Consider the following 18598-nt stretch of genomic DNA (forward strand, 5'->3'; position numbering starts at 1 on the left):
GACCGTGTCAGGCGTCAGGCCGCCTGCTGGGTCAGCGCGGGAGTCTCGACCTCCACCGCGTCGCTGCCGGCGGCGGTGACGATCGGAATGCTCCGCGGCTTCATCGCTTCGGGTACCTCGCGCGCCAGCTCGATGTGCAGAAGGCCATTCTGAAGAGATGCGCTGGTCACCTTGATGAAATCGGCCAGCTGAAAGCGGCGCTCGAACGCGCGGCCGGCGATACCCCGGTAGAGGAATTGGCCGGTCGGCTCGTCCTTCTTAGCTTTACCCGTGACGGTCAACGAGTTCTGGTGAGCGACGATGTTGAGGTCGTCCAGTCCAAAGCCGGCGACGGCCATGGTGATCCGGTACGAATCCTCGCTCAGCTTTTCGATGTTGTAGGGCGGATAGGATGCCGCCTCGTCACCGGTGGTCGCGGTCTCCAGCAGACGCGACAGGCGGTCGAAACCGACGGTGGAACGGAACAGCGGCGAAAGGTCGTAGCTACGCATGACATATCCTCCGAAAGAGCGATACGGCCGTCGAGGACCACGGCATCGGTCGGTCCTCTGAGGGCTGGCCCAAGGGCCGGTTTGATGGCGGACCCCGTATGGGCATCCGCCGGACGAGCGAGAGATAATCGACGCTTTTCCCTGTTCAAGAGGGCGGACCCACCAAGACCGGTCAATCCCCGCCTGGGGTTGCCGGGTGCCGCCCGGTCACCAATTGTTAATCAGTTGCGGCAAGGCTCACGCTAGGGCCGTAAGTCCGCAGGAGGGGGCCGACGACCATGACTTCGCACACCTTCTTCTTCAACGGTCCCTACGACGAGACGATGGCCCTCTTGATCGAGGCGCGGAATTACATCGCCTATCATGATGCGGCCGAACACCGGAAGCTGCCGCCGCAGGTGCGTCTTCAGATCTCCTACGAATCCATGCGGGTGACCAGCCGCCTGACCCAGGTGATGGCGTGGCTGCTGGCGCAGAAGGCCGTGCATGCCGGCGAGATGACGAAGGAGCAGGCGGCGAGCGAGGATTTCGCGCTGTCCGGCGGCGAAATCTGTTCCGATCCCAGTGGCCCCGACAACGAGGATTTGCCGTCCGGCCTGCGCAGCCTGCTGGAGCGCAGCCACAGCCTGTACATGCGCGTCCACCGGCTCGACGCCATGGTCCGCGCCGATGTGGAGCGCGAGGCGGCTGCGGCGGTGGGGTAAGACGGCCATCACGACATGCACAAACGAAAAGGGCGTCCGAACCGGTCGGGCGCCCTTTTCGCATCGGCAGGATAGAAGCGCGGTAACGCTTACTTCTTGAGGCCGAAGTTCGCGAAGCGCTTGTTGAACTTGGCGATCTGCCCGCCGGTGTCCAGCAGCTTCTGCACACCGGTCCAGGCCGGGTGCGACTTCGGGTCGATGTCGAGGCGCAGCGTGTCGCCCGGCTTGCCCATGGTGGAGCGGGTCGTGAACGAGCTGCCGTCGGTCATGACCACGGTGATCTCGTGATAGTCGGGATGGATGTCAGTCTTCATGGCCGGGGTTCCTGCAAAGCGAGCGGCGTCTATACCAAAACCCCCTCCCCGGCGCAACCCCGGAATCTCGCCTCGTTGAGGATGTCCGCGGCGGGCTCCGTGGCCATTTTCGGGGTGGTTTCGCCTGTTCGTCGCCTTGTTGGCATCCCTTTACCGCGCTATATGCCAGCGATCCGCATCAATACCCCCAACAGACAAGCGGGAACCGCGTGGCTCGCCAACCCTCCCCCGACATGATCGCCGCCTCCGCCCGTGGCGAGGCGGATACCCGCCGCCGCGACCTTGGACCGCTACGCCGTCTGGTGCCGTTCCTGCTTCCTTACAAATGGCGGATCCTGGGCGCCATGGTGGCGCTGACCGTGGCCGCGGGCACCGTCCTGGGGCTGGGGCAGGGGATGCGGGTGCTGATCGACCAGGGCTTCGCCGGCGGCGACACCTCGCTGCTCGACCGTGCGCTGCTGGTGCTGCTGGGGGTGATCGCGCTGATGGCGGCCTCCACCTATGGCCGCTTCTATCTGGTCAGCTGGATCGGCGAGCGGGTGGTCGCCGACATCCGGCGCGCCGTCTACGACCATGTGCTGACCCTGTCGCCGGGATTCTTCGAGACGACCAAGACCGGCGAGATCCTGTCGCGCCTGACCACCGACACCACCCTGCTGCAGGTGGTGGTCGGCTCGTCGGCCTCCATCGCGCTGCGCAACGCGCTGCTGTTCCTGGGCGGCACCGGCATGCTGCTGATCACCTCGCCCAAGCTGACCGGGCTGGTGGCGCTGGTGGTTCCGCTGGTGGTGGCGCCGATCATTTTCTTCGGCCGGCGGGTGCGCAAGCTGTCGCGCGACAGCCAGGACCGCATCGCCGACATCGGATCCTTCGTGGAGGAGACGCTGGCCGCCATCCGCACGGTCCAGGCCTTCACCCATGAGGCCATCGACCGGGCGCTGTTCGGCAAGCGGGTGGAGGAGGCGTTCGACGTCGCCATCCGCCGCGTGCGGGTGCGGGCGGTGATGACGGTGATCGTCATCGTTCTGGTGTTCGGCGCCGTCGGCATCATCCTGTGGATCGGCGGCCATGACGTGGTGGCCGGGCGGCTCACGCCGGGCGAGTTGTCGGCCTTCGTCATCTATTCCGTCGTGGTCGCCGGATCGGTCGGCGCCATCAGCGAGGTGATCGGCGACCTCCAGCGCGCCGCCGGTGCCACGGAGCGGCTGTTCAGCCTGCTGTCCGTCGAGTCGGAGATCCGCGCCCCCGCCGTGCCGAAGCCGCTGCCGCTCCCGGCGGCGGGTGCACTGTCCTTCGATGCCGTCCGCTTCCATTACCCGTCGCGGCCCGATTGGGCGGCGCTGGAGGGCTTCTCGCTGGACGTGAAACCGGGCGAGCGGGTGGCGCTGGTCGGTCCGTCGGGCGCCGGGAAATCGACGGTGTTCCAGCTTCTGCTGCGCTATTACGACCCGCAGGCCGGTTCGGTGCGGCTCGACGGGGTCGAACTGCGCGACGCGGACCCGGTGGAGGTGCGCCGCCGTCTGGGCCTCGTGGCGCAGGATCCGGTGGTCTTCTCCGCCAACGCTTGGGAGAACATCCGCTACGGCCGGCCCGATGCCTCGGACGCCGAGGTGCGCGCCGCCGCCGAGGCCGCCCATGCGCTGGACTTCCTCAATGCGCTGCCTGAGGGGTTCGACACCTTCCTGGGCGAGAAGGGCGTGCGGCTGTCGGGCGGTCAGCGCCAGCGCCTTGCCATCGCCCGCGCCATCCTGCGCGACCCGCCGGTGCTGCTGCTGGACGAGGCGACCAGCGCGCTCGACGCCGAGAGCGAGCGGATGGTGCAGGACGCGCTCGACCGGCTGATGCATGGCCGTACGACGCTGATCGTCGCCCACCGGCTGGCGACGGTGCTGAACGCCGACCGTATCGTGGTGATGGACCAGGGCCGCGTGGTCGAGACCGGCACCCATGGCGAACTGGTGGCGCAGGGCGGCCTCTATGCGAGGCTGGCGGCGCTGCAGTTCGACCGGGCGGACGGAGTCGCGTAGGAGGGGGCATCGACGCCCAAGCCTATCCGCGCTACCCTCCTCGCACCCCAGCCCTGTGAGGCAGTGCGATGGCGCGGATATCGGCGGGCCGCCTGATGGCGGTGATGGTGAAGGAATTCATCCAGATGCGGCGCGACCGGCTGACCTTCGCCATGATGGTGGGGGTGCCGATCCTGCAGCTGATCCTGTTCGGCTTCGCCATCAACTCCGATCCCAAGGCGCTGCCGACGGCGGTGCTGGTCGCCGATTCCAGCCCCTTCGCCCGCACGCTGGTCGCGGCGATGGAGAATTCCCGCTATTTCGCCATCACCCGCACCGCGGCGTCGGAGGCCGAAATCGACCGGCTGCTGGCGGAGGGGGAGGTGCAGTTCGCCGTCACCATCCCCACCGGCTTCGCCCGTGATCTCCAGCGCGGCACCCGTCCGGTCCTGCTGGTGGAGGCCGACGCCACCGACCCGGCGGCGACCAGCAACGCCCTGTCGGCGCTGTCCACCATCGCCCGGCAGGCGCTGAACCCCGACCTGACCGGGCCGCTGACGGCCTTGCGCGCCGGGCCGGACCCGGTGGAACTGCGCGTCCACCGCCGCTACAACCCGGAGGGCATCACCCAATACAATGTCGTGCCGGGGCTGATGGGCGTGGTGCTGACCATGACCATGGTGATGATGACGGCGCTGGCCGTTACCCGCGAGCGCGAGCGCGGGACGATGGAAAACCTGCTGGCCATGCCGGTCCGGCCGTTCGAGGTGATGCTGGGCAAGATCGTGCCCTTCGTCGTCGTCGGCTATGTCCAGGTGCTGCTGATCGTGGTGGCGGCGCGGCTGCTGTTCGACGTGCCGATCATCGGCAGCCTGGGGCTGCTGTCCGCCGTGCTGATCCTGTTCATCGCCGCCAATCTGGCCGTCGGCTTCACCTTCTCCACGCTGGCGCGCAACCAGCTGCAGGCGATGCAGATGTCGTTCTTCTTCTTCCTGCCGTCGATGCTGCTGTCGGGATTCATGTTCCCGTTCCGTGGCATGCCGGGCTGGGCGCAGGCGGTGGGCGAGATCCTGCCGTTGACCCACTTCCTGCGCATCGTCCGCGGCATCCTGCTGAAAGGAAACGGGTTCGCCGAGATCGCGGCGGAGGTGCTGGCGCTCGCCCTGTTCCTGACGGTGGTCACGGTGGTGGCGTTGAAGCGCTACCGCCAGACGCTTGACTGATTGGCGGGGACTGACAGCCGGGGAATGCCCCCATGCACTGACAGCCCTCAGGCGGCCGACAGATACTGGAACACCGCCCGCCGGCTGTCATAAGCCGTTCCCTTGTCCATGACGAGGTCGAGGCCGCCGCCCTGGAAGCGCCGGTTGGGATCGACGAAGGCGGAAACCAGGAATTTCTTCGGCACCGTCAGGTTGAACTGCGCGATGCCGTGTTTGGATGCCGGATACTGGTCGGCCGGCCCCATCGCCTGATCGTGGCCGATCACCGGGACGATCTTGGCAAGGCGGCGCTCCCCCGTGGCCGGGATGTCGCCGGCGATCTTGCGGGCAAGGCCGTTCACCCCGGCGACCCCTAATTTCTGCTCCAGCGACCCCTGCACCGTCGGCCGTGCCGCCTCCGCCGCGGGGTCGTTGCTGGGCAGGCCGTATTTGCCGCCGGACAGGTGGGTGTAGCCCAGGAACTGGAACTCCCCGGCAGCCATCGGTTCCTTCAGCAGCAGCAGGTAATAGCCGCGGCTGAGACGCCCCCGGTGGAACCCGATCAGATCCTCCAAATGAATAGGATCACGGTTGATAATATCGATCAGCCGGGTCAAGCAACCGCGGACACTGACGATGTCGCCAATACGGTAGCTCATTGTCGGTGGCATTTTATCGAATTCCTTGTTGATGATGCTTCGACGTTTCCATTGCTAATAACAGACTGTCAATATTCGCAGCGGCTAGTCCGGTCAGCCAGGGTGGAGTGCTTCCGTACGGCTATGAGGCTCGACCGGGACCGTCGGACGCACCCCGGATGGACTGCCCGGATGGACCCGGCCGGTGCCTGACGGTCCGGTTGTGCGGTCCGGATGCATCCTCCATCATTCCTTAACCACGGGTCCGCTATAGCGGTATCGACCGCGGTGCCGGAGACGGCGGGGGGACGGACATGGGGATTCTTGCGGGGGTTCGTGCTTTCGGGGGGCGTGCCTTCAAGGCGATCGCATGCGTCGGACTGGTGGCCGCTCTGCTGGCGGCCGGCGACGCCGACGCCAAGTCACGGAAGAAAAAGCCGGTTCCGATCCCGGCCTATGCCACCAGCGTCGCCTGGGGGGCGGTGGCCGGCCCCTCGCTGGGGGCGTCGAGATCCATCGGCGGTTATGCGGCCGGCTGCATCGCCGGTGCCCGCGCCCTGCCGCCGGAAGGTGTCGGCTATCAGGTGATCCGCCTGTCGCGTCAGCGCAACTACGGCCATCCGGTGCTGGTCGACATGCTCCGCGACTTCGGCCAGCGGGTGGCGCATGCCGGGCTGGGCACGGCGCTGGTCGGCGACATGGGGCAGGCGCGCGGCGGACCGATGCCGTCGGGCCATGCCAGCCACCAGATCGGGCTGGATGCCGATGTCTGGCTGCGGCTGGACCTGCCGCCGATGGGCCGTGCCGGGCGCGAGCGGCTGGACGAGGTCAAGTATGTCGATTACGACCGCATGCGCGTCACCGCCGACTGGTCGGACCGGCAGGCCCGGATGATCCAGATCGCCGCCAGCGACCCCCGCGTCGCCCGCATCTTCGTCAATCCGGCGATCAAGCTGGCGATGTGCCAGCGCAGTTGGTCCGACCGCGGGTTCCTGAACAAGCTGCGGCCCTGGCACGGCCATGACGGCCACATGCACATCCGGCTGAACTGCCCGGCCGGCAGTCCGCTGTGCGAACAGCAGGCGGAGCAGCCCGACGGCGACGGCTGCGGCGACGAACTGATGTCCTGGCTGGACAGCGCGTCTCCCGCGATCGAGCATCCGCCGGGTTACAAGCCCGAGCCGCGGGTGGTCCGCAAGATGCCGGCGGCCTGCGCCCCGGTGCTGAACGCGGCGGGCACGCGCATGGCCTCCCTGCCCGAATCGGGCGCTGCCCCTGCCAAAACCGCGCGCTGACGGATGTGTTTCCGCGGAGAAATTTTTCCACTTGCATGCAATTAGCGTCCGTCTAACCTGAAGCTGGACGGATTCTTGCGGACGGTGTGGTTGGGCTCGGCCGAACAACCGTAAGAATGCTGCGCCGTCCGGCGCCGGATGGGGAATTCGGCGGCGGCAGGTCGATCGGCGGATGGGGTGCCACGGCGATGACGGACAAAGGGCGATGACGGACAAGGACGGATCGTCCGGGCATGGACCGAGCCTGAAGACTCGCCTCTATGCGTGGTGGGAAGGCTATGACCTCTCCGGTCTGAAGGCGAAGAAGGGCGAGGAGCAGCCGCGCCAGCCCGAACAGCCGCAGCCTGCCGCACCCGGTCCCGGCATGAACCGCTGGGGCAAGCCGCTGTGGACCGCCACCCGCATCGAGGTGGCGGAGAAGATGTGGGGCGAGGGCTTCAACACCCCCGGCGGCGCCGATCACATTCCCTATCTGGTCAAGCCGCTGGGCCTGAACCCGGCGATGAGCGTGCTGGATCTCGCCGCCGGGCTGGGCGGCACCAGCCGCACCATGGCCGGCAAATACGGCTGCTGGGTCACCGGGCTGGAGGCGTCGGAACTGCTGGCGAAGGAGGGGATGGTCCGTTCCTTCAAGCTGGGACTGGAGAAGAAGGCGCCGATCGAGACCTTCAATCCCGAACATTTCGGCTATCCCAAGCGCGTCGACGCCATCGTCTACAAGGAAGGCCTGTTCTTCGTCCGCGACAAGGAACAGATGTTCGACGGCATGGAACTGGCGCTGAAGCCGCGCGGCCACCTGCTGATCACCGACTATATCGCGGAAGCGGATGTGATGGGCGCCAAGGCGATCCAGAACTGGTGCGACAAGGAGCCGTTGACGCCGAACCTGTGGCCGAAGGACCGCATGGCGAACGCGTTCGCCCAGCGCAACCTCGACCTCCGCATCGCCGAGGACATCTCCGACACCCACCGCGGCCTGATCCTGTCCGCCATCCAGGGGCTGGTCGAGCATCTGGAAAAATTCCAGCTCGACACCCCCACCAAGCTGGCGGTGATGGAGGAGGTCGAGTTGTGGGCCCGCCGCGTCGCCGCCATCGAGGCCGGCGTGCGGGTGTACCGCTTCTACGCGATCAAGCCGGCGGAGTAGGGGGAGGCGTTACGGCCCCGCCCCAAAAAACTTTTGCGCGGTCGCATTTTCTCCTTGAGCGCGGCGCCCGGTCTGGGTACATAGAGCGCCCCGCGTGACCCCAAGTAACGCGGATGCGCTTGTGGCGGAACTGGTAGACGCGCTAGGTTCAGGTCCTAGTGGCTGAAAGGCCGTGGGGGTTCGACTCCCTCCAAGCGCACCAACACCTCATGTGTTGGTGAAGAGTAGAAGAAATATAGTGGGGCCATAGCTCAGCTGGGAGAGCGCTACAATGGCATTGTAGAGGTCAGGAGTTCGATCCTCCTTGGCTCCACCATTTCTTCCCGCCTGTCGGGGCGGACAATTCCCGGCCAACCCGGATATTTATCGGTACAGCCACTGTGGCTATCCTGCATCAGCAGGACGCAGACAGGGTGTTACCACCTTGGGGCGCATGGCCGAACGGGTGCCGCGCACGGATAATTGCGCCTGTCGAACCGCGAGCTTTTGCCTGCTCGCTTCGATTCACACGCACCAGAACCGCACGCCATTCCGATTTTTCCGGAGCCCCCGCCATGTCCACACGGATGGAACACGGGTTGAGGACGCTTGTCCTCGCCCTTTACGATGAAGCTGCATTGACGGCGGCTGCCAAGGGCCTGACCGGGCTGTTGGCCGAACGGGCGGCTTTGTACGAGGCGGCAAGCCTCGCCTCCGGCACGGCCCGTCGTGCGGTGTCCGAGGAGGAGGTGTTGCGCCTCGTGCTGTCGGCACGCCGGCTCCAGCGGCTCGGCGGCACGCGCGACGACCGGCCGCTGCTCGTCCCCGGCCTGGCGACGATCCCGCCGGCGCATCGGACGGCCGAGGCGATGAAGCCGCGTCGCGGCCGTCTGGCGCTGTGGGCGATGCGGTCGCTTGCCCGGCATCCCTCGGTGCCGCTGATCTGACGCGCGCCGCATTCCGGAACGGGCCGCTGCTGCCTTTCGCCGCAGCGGCCCGTCGCCACTTCGGTTGATTGGGGCCAGTCAATTGGGGGCGGCCCCATTCCGCACGGTTCCGAGGCTCTCCGGCGAGGGTGAGCTATCGCGGATGCGCGCTGGTGCGCTGCAGCGGGACGGGTTACATACGCAAGGCTGTGCTTGCGTCGCAGCGATTGCATCGCGAGCATCCGCGCCTGCGTCGGATTGGCCTCCCCCGGAGTTGACCGTTGACCAGTGGACCGTTGACCAGCCTGCTGCCCGTCTCCCTTTCCACGCGCCGACTCGTCGCCATCGCGCGCCGTCCGGCTCGCCGGCGCTGACCTCCGGGGATCGGAACGGGCATGCGCAGGACGACGATAAAGCCGCGGGCCGATTGGCGCCCGGGTCTCCGCAAATATCCCTATGGTGTGCGCGCCATGTCGGCTGGAGCCGCCTGGCGGGAGGACACCGTCTACGAGTTCACCGCTTCGCAGATCGACCTGATCGAAAGCGTGGCTGACGAACTGCACAGCATGATCGCAGTCGCCGTGCGTCATGTGATGGAGCACAAGCTGTTCGCCTCGCTCGGCATCCGCGGCGACCTCGCGCGCATGCTGGAAGCGTCCTGGCTCGATTACTGGGCCGGTGGGCGGCGCAACGAACGGGCGGGCGGGCTCGCCGGGCGATTGACGCTGGCCTATGACGGGCGCGACAGCGTCAAGCTGCTGGGGTGCAATTACGACACCTGCGAGGGGCTGTTCGCCGCCTCGATGATCCAGCGCAACTGGCGCGAGGCGATGGCTCCCGACGCCAACCAGTTCAACGGCCTGCACGAGGCGCTGGTGGAGCGGTGGGAGGAATTGGCGACGGGCGTGCCCGGTCGCGGTCGCATGCACGCGACCTGCGCCACCCCCGATCCGGTGCGCGAGGGCGAACTGGTCTATCTCGCCGCCACCGCGGCGGAGGCCGGCATCGACACCCGCCTGCTGCCGCTGCAGTCCATCGCCTGGGACGGCCGGCGCTTCGTGGATGACGAGGGGCAGCCGATCTCCTGGCTGGCGAAGCTCTATCCCTGGGACGGGCTGGCCGACGACGGGTTCCTTCAGCGGCTGCGCAGCAGCGGCATGAGCGTGCTGTCGCCGCTGTGGTGCTGGCTGTGGTCGAACCACGGGCTGCTGGCGGTGCTGTCCTATCTCTATCCACGCCACCCGAACCTGTGCCGTGCGGCGCTGGACCCCAGCGGCGTGGCCGGAGCCGACATGGTGACCGTGCGCGCCCTGCATGGGCTGGACGGCGCGCCGAGCCGCATCCTGGAACAGGGGGCGGTGATCGCCGACGACGGTCCGGATATCGGCGAGGATGTCGCGGCCCATGGCGCGATCTGGCTTGAAACCCCGCCCTGCTTCCGTGAGGAGGACACGCGCGCCGTCCTGCACGCCTGGATCGTCGGCGACAAGTGCCTGGGCATGGGGGTGCGGGAATCGGCCGATCCGCGCCTGGGCTCCGGCGTCGGCCCGGATTCGGCGATGATCCCGCACCTGTTCAGGGGCTGATCGCCCCGGTTAGATCGGATCGCGTAAAATCGGAATCGATTTGGAGCGTGAATCCGATCGCCAAACATAAAGCTACAGCGCCGTCAGGGGGCGAAGGGGTTCTTGAGCGCCGGGCCAAAGGTCGCCTTGCGGGCGGCGCGCCAGATATTCTCGGCCGCCACGTCGTTGCCGCGGTCGGCGATCGCCATGCCGGCCACGCCCGGCTGATGGCTGAGCCAGTCGCGCAACAGGTTTTCAAAACGCGTGACCTCGCGCGGGTCGTCGCTGGTCATGGTGATCGAAACGGTCAGTTCGGTGGTCACGGTCGGTTCCCTCCTGACGGTTAGACGGGCCGGCAAATCCGGCAATTCCGCCGGACCGGCACCGTGGACGAGAAGGTGCCCCCTATGCACAGATCCAAGCCTGCGCGCCCGTCCCGGCCGGCGCAATGAAAAAGGCGGGGTATGACCCCGCCTTCCGTGCCGCCAGTTTGTCGGAAAAATCTTCCGCCGGATCCGTCCGACCGTCCCGTTACTTTGTGTCCGACTTGCTGCCCGGGCTGGCGATGCTGGCGATCTGCTTTTGCAGTTCGTCGATCTGCTTCTGCAATTCGTCGAACGTCACGCCGCCGGGTCCGGCGGGCGGATTGGTGGACGCCGAGCCGGGCTGGCCGGCCGGGCGCTGGCCGCCGGGCGTCTCGTCCGGGGCGCCGGCAGCGCCGAAGGGCGTGAACATGCGCATGGCGCGCTCGAACATCGCCATGTTCTGCTTGCTGACCTCGTCCAGCCGGCCGAACGGGAAGATGCCGCCCAGCGTGTTCTGGAAATAGTCGCGCATCTGCTCCTGATTGCGGGAGAAGGCCTGCATCGAATATTCCAGATAGCGCGGCACCACCGACTGCATGTTGTCGCCGTAGAAGCCGATCAGCTGGCGCAGGAAGCTGATGGGCAGCAGGTTCTGCCCCTTGCTTTCCTCTTCCACGATGATCTGGGTCAGGACGGATCGGGTGATGTCTTCACCGGTCTTCGCGTCATAGACCACGAAATCCAAGCCGTCCTTCACCATCTGGCACAGATGGTCCAGCGTGACGTAGCTGCTGGTGGCGGTATTGTAGAGCCGCCGGTTGGCGTACTTCTTGATCGTGATCGGAGCGGACTTCTGGTCTTCCTTGTCGGCCATCGCGGACTCTTTCAAGAAGGGACGTGTTCCAGGGCAGGTGTTCCGGAACACGCGGGACAGGCGGCGGAAAATGTTCCGTCATTAGGACTACTCGAAGGGATAGCAATTTGTCCAGCGTTGCGCCGCGGCATAGCGCCGCGGTTGCGTTGGTCCGGCCGGTGCAGACGGAGACATGGAACGCGCCCGGGCCACTCCCGCCGATACCCGAAAGGTCAGGTGACCCGCCATGCCGGACTGGTCAATCCGGCCCCGCCGCCCCTATAATCCGGCCATGGCCGACCCGTCGAACCCAGACCGACCTTCCGATCAATCGTCCGGCGATCCGCCTTCCTACGAATCGCTGGCGCGCCGCTATCTGGACCTGTGGCAGGACCAATGGACGGCCAGCGCCGCCGATCCGGAAATGGCGGACATGATGACCCGCCTGTTCCAGATGATGGGGCAGGGCGCCGGGGCTTTTGGTTTCGGAATGGGCGGTCTCGGAATGGGCGGGTTTGGCGCCGGCTCCATGGCCGGCACCGGCTGGGATCCCCGCCCGTGGCCATTCCCGAACACCGGCTCCCCCCAACACGGACAGCCTTCCGATGAGCGATCGTCTGGCGGACGACAGGCAGGCGGGGAGGACTCCGCCCGGCCCAGGGACAAGGCCGGGGATGCGGCAGGGGCCGCGCCCGCTGGCCCTGCATCTGACGGCGGCTCTGGGCAGCTTGCTCAGCTCCTCGGCCGCATTGCCGCTCTTGAGGAACGGCTTGCTTCCCTGGAGTCCGGCCCTGCGGGACCGGGCGGCGGCGCTCAGGGACGAAATGTCGCAGGCCGACCGGATGACCCAGGGCCGGCCGCATCGGGACGGCGGGGCGGGCGACGCCGACCGTCTGACCGGTGAAGTCGACCGCGAGATCCGCCGCCGCATCGACGCCGTCCTGACCGGGATCGAGCGGTACCGCCACCACCCCTACCGCCGCGACCTGCCCGACCCGCCGGTGGTCTGGACGGAGGGCGGATCGCGCCTGCTGGATTATGGCGAGAAGGCAGGCGGCCGGCCGGTGCTGTTCGTGCCGTCGCTGGTCAACCGCGGCTATATCCTGGACCTGTCGCGGGACAAGAGCCTGATGCGCTGGCTGGCGGCGCGCGGCTTCCGGCCGCTCCTGCTGGACTGGGGCAGGCCGGGGCTGCTGGAGCGCCGCTTCACCCTGACCGACTACATCGCCGGCCGGCTGGAGCGGGCACTGGGCTTCGTCGTCGAGGCGGTGGGGGCGCCGGTGCCGGTGGCCGGCTATTGCATGGGCGGGCTGCTGACGGCAGCGCTGGCGCAGCGCCGGCCGCGTGACGTCGCCGGGCTGGTGCTGATGGCCACGCCCTGGGATTTCCATGCGGAGGACGCCGCCACCGCACGCCGGGTCGCGACCTTCATCCAGCCCTGGGGGCCGGTTCTGGACCGCTGGGGCGAGTTGCCGACCGACGCGTTGCAGGCGCTGTTCGCCCAGCTCGACCCGCTGCTGGCGCTGAAGAAATTCACCAGCTTCGCCCGCATGGCGCCGGACTCCCGCGCCGCGGCGGCCTTCGTCGCGCTGGAGGATTGGCTGAACGACGGGGTGCCGCTGGTGGCCGGGGTGGCGCGCGACGCGCTGGCCGGCTGGTACGGGCGCAACGACACCATGGCCGGCACATGGATGGTCGCGGGGCTGCCGGTCGATCCCGGCGCCATCCGCATGCCCACCCTGGCCCTGATCCCGGAGCGCGACCGCATCGTCCCGCCGGCCTCCGCCCTGGCGCTGGGCGCCGCGATCCCCGGCGCCCGGATTCTGCGTCCCCCGCTTGGCCATATCGGAATGGTTGTGAGTGCGGGCGCCGAGACCGGAGTGTGGAATCCGCTGGCCGAATGGCTTGCTGCGACAGGTTAGCGCCGCGACCTTCGGCCAGCTTGCACCTGTCATGTTGCCCGACTTAAGGTAACAATCACTCCGAGCGTCCCACCAGCGCTATAATAAAACTGTCCTATTTCGAGGAGCGTTCAATGACCGAAGTCGTCATCGCCGGTGCCGCCCGTACGCCCATCGGCAGCTTCAACGGTGCTCTCAGCTCCGTTCCCGCCCACGTCCTGGGCGAGGTCGCGATCCGCGAAGCGCTGGCCCGCGCCAAGACCGACGCGGCGGAAGTGAACGAGGTCATCTTTGGCCAGATCCTGACCGCCGGCCAGGGCCAGAACCCGGCCCGCCAGGCCGCCGTCAACGCCGGCATCCCGGTGGAGGCGACCGCCATCGGCGTCAACCAGCTCTGCGGTTCGGGCCTGCGCACCGTCGCGCTCGGCTATCAGGCGATCAAGAACGGCGACGCCGATATCCTGGTCGTCGGCGGCCAGGAGAGCATGAGCATGGCGCCGCACGTCATGCACCTGCGCAACGGCACCAAGATGGGCACCGCCGAGATGCTCGATACCATGCTGCGCGACGGCCTGACCGACGCATTCCATGGCTATCACATGGGCAACACCGCGGAAAACGTCGCCCAGAAGTGGCAGCTGACCCGCCAGGAGCAGGACGCCTTCGCCGCCGCCAGCCAGCAGAAGGCCGAGGCCGCCCAGAAGGCCGGCCGCTTCAAGGACGAGATCGTTCCGGTCACCATCAAGGGCCGCAAGGGCGACGTCGTCGTGTCGGAGGACGAGTATCCGAAGCACGGCACCACGGCGGAGTCGCTGGCTAAGCTGCGCCCGGCCTTTTCGAAGGACGGCACGGTGACCGCCGGCAACGCCTCGGGCATCAATGACGGCGCCGCCGCCCTGGTGCTGATGACGGCGGAGAACGCGGCCAAGCGCGGCGTCACCCCGCTGGCCCGCATCGTCTCCTGGGCGACCGCCGGCGTCGATCCGTCGATCATGGGCACCGGCCCGATCCCGGCGTCGCGCAAGGCGCTGGAAAAGGCCGGCTGGACCGTCGACGACCTCGACCTGATCGAGGCGAACGAGGCCTTCGCCGCCCAGGCGCTGGCCGTCAACAAGGACCTGGGCTGGGACACCAGCAAGGTCAACGTCAATGGCGGCGCCATCGCGCTCGGCCACCCGGTCGGTGCTTCGGGCGCCCGCGTGCTGACCACGCTGCTGTTCGAAATGCAGAAGCGTGACGCGAAGAAGGGCCTCGCCACCCTGTGCATCGGTGGCGGCATGGGCATCGCCCTCTGCGTCCAGCGCGACTGATGACCGGACGGGCCGCTTTCCAACTCGGGAAGCGGCCCGCTTCGCTTTAGGCTTGGGACATCCGCCGGACCTGCGGAGGGAGTCCCGTGCCCAACAATAAAAAGTCAAAGAAACCAACCAACCATTACTAAATCTGGGGAGAAGAACTATGGCTCGTGTTGCAGTCGTCACTGGTGGCACCCGCGGCATCGGCGAGGCGGTTGCCGTCGCCCTGAAGAATGCCGGTTACAAGGTCGCCGCCAACTATGCCGGCAACGATCAGGCGGCCGAGGAGTTCACCGCCCGCACCGGCATCCCGACCTACAAGTTCGACGTCGCGGACTTCGACGCCTGCAAGAAGGGGATCGCCGCGATCGAGTCCGACCTGGGTCCGGTCGACGTGCTCATCAACAACGCCGGCATCACCCGTGACGGCGTGATGCACCGCATGACCTACGATCAGTGGGAGAAGGTGATCCACACCAACCTCTCCTCCTGCTTCAACATGTGCCGCAACGTCATCGACGGCATGCGCGAGCGTGGTTTCGGCCGCATCGTCAACATCGGCTCGGTCAACGGCCAGGCCGGCCAGTACGGTCAGGTCAACTACGCCGCGGCGAAGTCCGGCATTCACGGCTTCACCAAGGCGCTGGCGCAGGAGAGCGCGGCCAAGGGCATCACCGTCAACGCCATCGCCCCCGGCTACATCGACACCGACATGGTGCGCGCGGTGCCGGCCAACGTGTTGGAGAAGATCGTCGCCCGTATCCCGGTCGGCCGCCTCGGCCGCGCGTCGGAGATCGCCAAGGCCGTGCTGTACCTCGTCGACGACGACAACGGCTTCATGACCGGCTCGACCCTGTCGGTCAACGGCGGCCAGCACATGTACTGATCCCGGACCGGGTCTCGCACCCCGGTTCTTGAGGTGTGACGAAGCCCCTTTCCCGCTTCCGGCCGGACCCTTGGTCCGCCGGGGGTGGGGGAGGGGTTTTGTTTTGGGTGGGGCTTGGGTCTTGCCGTTGGTGCTACCTAGTAGTACCATTTGGAACGGGAGGTGACCTATGACCGTTAAAACCTCGATTTCCCTGACCGATGAGCAGGAAGCCTACGCGCGCAGCCTTGTCGAAGCCGGGCATTATCCAAGCCTCAGCGCCGTCATTCAGCGGGGCCTTGAGGTGCTGCGCCACGAGACGGAAGCCCGTGACTTGGAGCTTGAAGCTCTCCGGCTGCTGATCGACCAGCGCCTTGCCGGTCCATCCGTCGATCTTGAAGAGGGGATAGCCGAGATCCGTGTGCTGAGGGGACGCAAGAGAAATGCCGGCACATCCTTATAAAGTGCGTCTCGCGGCTCCTGTTGCCCGTGACTTCAACCTTATCGAAGCTCACCTTATCGAGGCGTATCAAGCTTTGGGCGACGATGAGGAGCGGGCGGCGGACCGGGCTGCTGCCCGAGTCGACGAAGCCGCAGACTACTTGCAGGAATTAGCGGCTCTTCCATATCGCGGCACCGAGCATCCAGGGATTCGTCCCGGACTTCGCACGGTGACCAAAAACAAATTCGTTATCTACTTCCGCGTCCATGAAGAGCGCGCCGAGGTTCTGGTCGTCGCCGTTTTCTTCGGAGGCATGGATCACAGGCGGCAGATTGTCGATCGCCTTCGGCATCGATAGTGCCTGATTTTCTTGGTCGGATTGATGTGCACCGCACTTGACGGACCGGCCGCCGAGTTGAAGGTTATCGTCCGTTTCGGACGCACCACCACATTGGACACCCTGCGATGCCCTACACCTCGTTGCGTGACTTCATCGACCGGCTGGAGAAGGCGGGGCGGCTGGTGGTGGTGAAGGAACCGGTGTCCACCGTGCTGGAGATGACCGAGATCCAGACCCGCCTGCTGGCCGAGAACGGCCCGGCGGTGCTGTTCGAGAACGTCGTCAAGGCCGACGGCAGGCGCTCCGAGATGCCGGTGCTGGTCAACCTGTTCGGCACGGTGGAGCGGGTCGCCTGGGGCATGGACCGCGAGCCGCACCAGCTGCGCGCCGTCGGCGAGACGCTGGCCTTCCTCAAGCAGCCGGAACCGCCGGGCGGCTTCCGCGAGGCGCTGGAACTGATCCCGCTCGCCAAGACCGTGCTGTCGATGAAGCCGAAGACCGTCGGCTCGGCGCCGTGCCAGGAGGTGGTGCTGACCGGCGACGACATCGACCTCGGCCGCCTGCCGGTGCAGAGCTGCTGGCCGGGCGAGCCGGCGCCGCTCATCACCTGGCCGCTGGTGGTGACCAAGGGGCCGACGGGGAAGCGCGAGGACGACTTCAACCTCGGCATCTACCGCATGCAGGTGCTGGGCAAGAACAAGACCATCATGCGCTGGCTGAAGCACCGCGGCGGCGCTCAGCACCATCACCGCTGGGCCGCCAGCGGCAAGCGCGAGCCGCTGCCCTGCGCCGTCGTGCTGGGGGCCGATCCCGGCACCATCCTGGCCGCGGTGACGCCGGTGCCCGACACCTTGTCCGAATACCAGTTCGCCGGCCTGCTGCGCGGCAAGAAGGTGGAGCTGGTGGAGTGCAAGACGGTGCCGCTGAAGGTGCCGGCCCAGGCGGAAATCGTCTTGGAGGGCCATGTCAGCCTGGACGAATACGCCGACGAGGGCCCCTACGGCGATCACACCGGCTATTACAACTCGGTCGAGCCCTTCCCGGTCTTCACCGTCACCGCCATGACGACGCGGCGCAAGCCGATCTACCTGTCCACCTTCACCGGCCGCCCGCCCGACGAGCCGTCGGTGCTGGGCGAGGCGCTGAACGAGGTGTTCATTCCGCTGCTGGTCCAGCAATTCCCGGAGATCGTCGATTTCTGGCTGCCGCCGGAAGGCTGCTCCTACCGCATTGCGGTGGTCAGCATGAAGAAGGCTTATCCCGGCCATGCCAAGCGGGTGATGATGGGCGTCTGGTCCTTCCTGCGCCAGTTCATGTACACGAAGTGGGTGATCGTCGTGGACGACGACATCGACGCGCGGAACTGGAAGGACGTGATGTGGGCGATCTCCACCCGCATGGACCCGGCCCGCGACATCACGGTGATCGAGGGCACGCCGATCGACTATCTCGACTTCGCCAGTCCGGAGTCGGGGCTTGGCGGCAAGGTCGGTCTGGACGCCACCAACAAATGGCCGCCGGAGACCAAGCGCGAGTGGGGCGAGAAGCTCCACATGACCGACGAGGTCGTGGAGAAGGTCAGCCGCAAATGGGACCTGTACGGCCTGCCCGGCAGCGGCAAGCCGATCTGGAAGTGAGGTGAAAGTGAGCGCCCTCTCCCGCCCCGGGAGAGGGATTGCTCGCAATAATCACCGACGCGGGTCGCGGCTCAGGCCCTTGGCCTGCAACTCTTCGAGATATTCGGCCCACAGGGTCTCCTGTTCGGTGCCGATCTCGTAGAGGTATTTCCAGCTGTAGATGCCGCTGTCGTGCAGGTCGTCGAAGACGATGCGGATGGCGTAGTTGCCGACCGGCTCCAGCCGCATGATGCCGACATGGCGGCGGCCGGCCACCGTCTGCTTCTGGCTGGGGTTGTGGCCCTGCACCTCGGCGGACGGGCTGACCACGCGCAGGAACTCCGCCGGGTAGGAGAAGGTCCGGCCGTCGTCGAAATCGACCTCCAGCCGCTTCTCCTCCTTCTTCAGGCGGATTTCGGTCGGCCAGTGAACCGTGCCGAAGCCATCTTCACTCATCGCTGCGACCCCGCCTTGTCCAGGCTGCGGGCCTCGTCGATCAGCATGATCGGGATGCCGTCGCGAATCGGATAGGCCAGACCGGCACGCTCGCTGACCAGCTCGGCGCGCTCGGCGTCATAGCGCAGCGGACCCTTGGTCAGCGGGCAGACCAGGATCTCCAGCAGCTTCGGGTCGACGCGGGCGTTGGTTTTCGCTTCGCTGCTCTTGTCCTCGGGCGTCGCCATCTCGTGTCTCGTAATGATTGGAAGAAGGGCG

General features: G+C 66.8%; 20 protein-coding genes and 2 tRNA genes. 15 read left to right on the top strand and 7 right to left on the bottom strand.

What is annotated here, in order from left to right:
- Window positions 1-14: 14 nt before the first annotated feature.
- On the bottom strand, window positions 15-491 hold the full coding sequence (locus TSH20_RS15495) for an Hsp20 family protein (RefSeq protein WP_109075584.1): 477 nt from the start codon (window positions 489-491) through the stop codon (window positions 15-17).
- 278 nt (window positions 492-769) lie between these two features.
- Between TSH20_RS15495 and TSH20_RS15500 the strand changes: the two genes are divergently transcribed.
- Window positions 770-1195 carry a DUF1465 family protein gene (locus TSH20_RS15500; RefSeq protein ID WP_085090096.1) on the top strand — a complete coding sequence of 142 codons (426 nt, stop codon included), beginning with the start codon at window positions 770-772 and terminating at the stop codon, window positions 1193-1195.
- An 89-nt stretch (window positions 1196-1284) separates the two neighbouring features.
- Here the strand turns inward: TSH20_RS15500 and rpmE are convergent, their stop codons facing one another.
- A complete protein-coding gene (gene rpmE, locus TSH20_RS15505) occupies window positions 1285-1509 on the bottom strand; it encodes a 50S ribosomal protein L31 (RefSeq protein WP_012974887.1) in 225 nt (74 codons plus the stop codon).
- 233 nt (window positions 1510-1742) lie between these two features.
- Between rpmE and TSH20_RS15510 the strand changes: the two genes are divergently transcribed.
- Together TSH20_RS15510 and TSH20_RS15515 are read left to right on the top strand one after the other, a co-directional pair.
- Window positions 1743-3536, top strand: coding sequence for an ABC transporter transmembrane domain-containing protein (locus TSH20_RS15510; protein ID WP_199231896.1), 1794 nt, complete (start codon window positions 1743-1745; stop codon window positions 3534-3536).
- A gap of 68 nt (window positions 3537-3604) precedes the next feature.
- Window positions 3605-4738 carry an ABC transporter permease gene (locus tag TSH20_RS15515; protein WP_109075586.1) on the top strand — a complete coding sequence of 378 codons (1134 nt, stop codon included), beginning with the start codon at window positions 3605-3607 and terminating at the stop codon, window positions 4736-4738.
- 47 nt (window positions 4739-4785) lie between these two features.
- Here TSH20_RS15515 and TSH20_RS15520 read toward each other — a convergent pair whose 3' ends face one another.
- Window positions 4786-5388, bottom strand: coding sequence for a hypothetical protein (locus TSH20_RS15520; RefSeq protein WP_146205336.1), 603 nt, complete (start codon window positions 5386-5388; stop codon window positions 4786-4788).
- Window positions 5389-5738: 350 nt separating this feature from the next.
- On the opposite strand from TSH20_RS15520, the gene mepA reads away from it, so the two are divergent.
- The 6 genes from mepA (at window position 5739) to TSH20_RS15550 (ending at window position 10288) form a co-directional block, all read left to right on the top strand.
- Window positions 5739-6650: a penicillin-insensitive murein endopeptidase gene (gene mepA, locus TSH20_RS15525; protein WP_247871176.1), complete on the top strand. Its 912-nt coding sequence runs from the start codon at window positions 5739-5741 to the stop codon at window positions 6648-6650.
- A gap of 205 nt (window positions 6651-6855) precedes the next feature.
- Window positions 6856-7797 carry a methyltransferase domain-containing protein gene (locus TSH20_RS15530; RefSeq protein ID WP_247870908.1) on the top strand — a complete coding sequence of 314 codons (942 nt, stop codon included), beginning with the start codon at window positions 6856-6858 and terminating at the stop codon, window positions 7795-7797.
- Window positions 7798-7912: 115 nt separating this feature from the next.
- Window positions 7913-7999: transfer RNA gene (locus TSH20_RS15535), tRNA-Leu, on the top strand.
- Window positions 8000-8037: 38 nt separating this feature from the next.
- A tRNA-Ala gene (locus TSH20_RS15540) sits at window positions 8038-8113 on the top strand.
- Between the two features lie 238 nt (window positions 8114-8351).
- Window positions 8352-8723 (top strand): hypothetical protein, encoded by a 372-nt coding sequence (locus tag TSH20_RS15545; RefSeq protein ID WP_109075590.1) that lies wholly within the window; start codon window positions 8352-8354, stop codon window positions 8721-8723.
- Window positions 8724-9172: 449 nt separating this feature from the next.
- Entirely contained in the window at window positions 9173-10288 is a 1116-nt protein-coding gene (locus TSH20_RS15550; RefSeq protein WP_247870830.1) for a glutathionylspermidine synthase family protein, read from the top strand.
- Window positions 10289-10371: 83 nt separating this feature from the next.
- Here the strand turns inward: TSH20_RS15550 and TSH20_RS15555 are convergent, their stop codons facing one another.
- Together TSH20_RS15555 and phaR are read right to left on the bottom strand one after the other, a co-directional pair.
- Entirely contained in the window at window positions 10372-10590 is a 219-nt protein-coding gene (locus TSH20_RS15555) for a hypothetical protein (protein ID WP_109075592.1), read from the bottom strand.
- A gap of 208 nt (window positions 10591-10798) precedes the next feature.
- On the bottom strand, window positions 10799-11446 hold the full coding sequence (gene phaR / locus TSH20_RS15560; protein ID WP_109075593.1) for a polyhydroxyalkanoate synthesis repressor PhaR: 648 nt from the start codon (window positions 11444-11446) through the stop codon (window positions 10799-10801).
- A 584-nt stretch (window positions 11447-12030) separates the two neighbouring features.
- Here phaR and TSH20_RS15565 point away from each other — a divergent pair.
- The 6 genes from TSH20_RS15565 to TSH20_RS15590 all read left to right on the top strand — a co-directional run bounded on the left by TSH20_RS15565 (window position 12031) and on the right by TSH20_RS15590 (window position 17905).
- Window positions 12031-13347 carry an alpha/beta fold hydrolase gene (locus TSH20_RS15565; protein WP_247871175.1) on the top strand — a complete coding sequence of 439 codons (1317 nt, stop codon included), beginning with the start codon at window positions 12031-12033 and terminating at the stop codon, window positions 13345-13347.
- A gap of 113 nt (window positions 13348-13460) precedes the next feature.
- Complete coding sequence (locus tag TSH20_RS15570) at window positions 13461-14636, top strand: acetyl-CoA C-acetyltransferase (protein ID WP_109075595.1); 1176 nt, start codon at window positions 13461-13463, stop codon at window positions 14634-14636.
- Window positions 14637-14784: 148 nt separating this feature from the next.
- Window positions 14785-15507 carry an acetoacetyl-CoA reductase gene (gene phbB / locus TSH20_RS15575; protein WP_063635164.1) on the top strand — a complete coding sequence of 241 codons (723 nt, stop codon included), beginning with the start codon at window positions 14785-14787 and terminating at the stop codon, window positions 15505-15507.
- Window positions 15508-15676: 169 nt separating this feature from the next.
- Window positions 15677-15949, top strand: coding sequence for a type II toxin-antitoxin system ParD family antitoxin (locus TSH20_RS15580; protein WP_109075596.1), 273 nt, complete (start codon window positions 15677-15679; stop codon window positions 15947-15949).
- Window positions 15930-16286: a type II toxin-antitoxin system RelE/ParE family toxin gene (locus tag TSH20_RS34640; protein ID WP_146207481.1), complete on the top strand. Its 357-nt coding sequence runs from the start codon at window positions 15930-15932 to the stop codon at window positions 16284-16286. The genes TSH20_RS15580 and TSH20_RS34640 overlap by 20 nt, the downstream gene beginning before the upstream one ends.
- Window positions 16287-16393: 107 nt before the next feature.
- The gene (locus TSH20_RS15590) at window positions 16394-17905 is read left to right on the top strand and encodes a UbiD family decarboxylase (protein WP_109075598.1); all 1512 of its coding nucleotides are present in this window, start codon (window positions 16394-16396) and stop codon (window positions 17903-17905) included.
- A gap of 51 nt (window positions 17906-17956) precedes the next feature.
- On the opposite strand, the gene TSH20_RS15595 is transcribed toward TSH20_RS15590, so the two are convergent.
- Entirely contained in the window at window positions 17957-18340 is a 384-nt protein-coding gene (locus tag TSH20_RS15595) for a DUF971 domain-containing protein (protein WP_109075599.1), read from the bottom strand.
- Window positions 18337-18567 carry a Trm112 family protein gene (locus TSH20_RS15600; protein ID WP_109075600.1) on the bottom strand — a complete coding sequence of 77 codons (231 nt, stop codon included), beginning with the start codon at window positions 18565-18567 and terminating at the stop codon, window positions 18337-18339. The genes TSH20_RS15595 and TSH20_RS15600 overlap by 4 nt, the downstream gene beginning before the upstream one ends.
- Window positions 18568-18598 lie beyond the last annotated feature (31 nt).

This window comes from Azospirillum sp. TSH20 (genome assembly GCF_003115935.1).
GTDB lineage: Bacteria > Pseudomonadota > Alphaproteobacteria > Azospirillales > Azospirillaceae > Azospirillum.

What these genes read in the sequence shown, in the direction of transcription:
- TSH20_RS15495 (WP_109075584.1), bottom strand. Translation starts at nt 491, where the DNA reads ATGCGTAGCTACGACCTTTCGCCGCTGTTCCGTTCCACCGTCGGTTTC.
- TSH20_RS15500 (WP_085090096.1), top strand. Translation starts at nt 770, where the DNA reads ATGACTTCGCACACCTTCTTCTTCAACGGTCCCTACGACGAGACGATG.
- rpmE (WP_012974887.1), bottom strand. Translation starts at nt 1,509, where the DNA reads ATGAAGACTGACATCCATCCCGACTATCACGAGATCACCGTGGTCATG.
- TSH20_RS15510 (WP_199231896.1), top strand. Translation starts at nt 1,743, where the DNA reads ATGATCGCCGCCTCCGCCCGTGGCGAGGCGGATACCCGCCGCCGCGAC.
- TSH20_RS15515 (WP_109075586.1), top strand. Translation starts at nt 3,605, where the DNA reads ATGGCGCGGATATCGGCGGGCCGCCTGATGGCGGTGATGGTGAAGGAA.
- TSH20_RS15520 (WP_146205336.1), bottom strand. Translation starts at nt 5,388, where the DNA reads ATGCCACCGACAATGAGCTACCGTATTGGCGACATCGTCAGTGTCCGC.
- TSH20_RS15530 (WP_247870908.1), top strand. Translation starts at nt 6,856, where the DNA reads ATGACGGACAAGGACGGATCGTCCGGGCATGGACCGAGCCTGAAGACT.
- TSH20_RS15545 (WP_109075590.1), top strand. Translation starts at nt 8,352, where the DNA reads ATGTCCACACGGATGGAACACGGGTTGAGGACGCTTGTCCTCGCCCTT.
- TSH20_RS15550 (WP_247870830.1), top strand. Translation starts at nt 9,173, where the DNA reads ATGTCGGCTGGAGCCGCCTGGCGGGAGGACACCGTCTACGAGTTCACC.
- phaR (WP_109075593.1), bottom strand. Translation starts at nt 11,446, where the DNA reads ATGGCCGACAAGGAAGACCAGAAGTCCGCTCCGATCACGATCAAGAAG.
- TSH20_RS15565 (WP_247871175.1), top strand. Translation starts at nt 12,031, where the DNA reads ATGAGCGATCGTCTGGCGGACGACAGGCAGGCGGGGAGGACTCCGCCC.
- TSH20_RS15570 (WP_109075595.1), top strand. Translation starts at nt 13,461, where the DNA reads ATGACCGAAGTCGTCATCGCCGGTGCCGCCCGTACGCCCATCGGCAGC.
- phbB (WP_063635164.1), top strand. Translation starts at nt 14,785, where the DNA reads ATGGCTCGTGTTGCAGTCGTCACTGGTGGCACCCGCGGCATCGGCGAG.
- TSH20_RS15580 (WP_109075596.1), top strand. Translation starts at nt 15,677, where the DNA reads ATGACCGTTAAAACCTCGATTTCCCTGACCGATGAGCAGGAAGCCTAC.
- TSH20_RS34640 (WP_146207481.1), top strand. Translation starts at nt 15,930, where the DNA reads ATGCCGGCACATCCTTATAAAGTGCGTCTCGCGGCTCCTGTTGCCCGT.
- TSH20_RS15590 (WP_109075598.1), top strand. Translation starts at nt 16,394, where the DNA reads ATGCCCTACACCTCGTTGCGTGACTTCATCGACCGGCTGGAGAAGGCG.
- TSH20_RS15595 (WP_109075599.1), bottom strand. Translation starts at nt 18,340, where the DNA reads ATGAGTGAAGATGGCTTCGGCACGGTTCACTGGCCGACCGAAATCCGC.
- TSH20_RS15600 (WP_109075600.1), bottom strand. Translation starts at nt 18,567, where the DNA reads ATGGCGACGCCCGAGGACAAGAGCAGCGAAGCGAAAACCAACGCCCGC.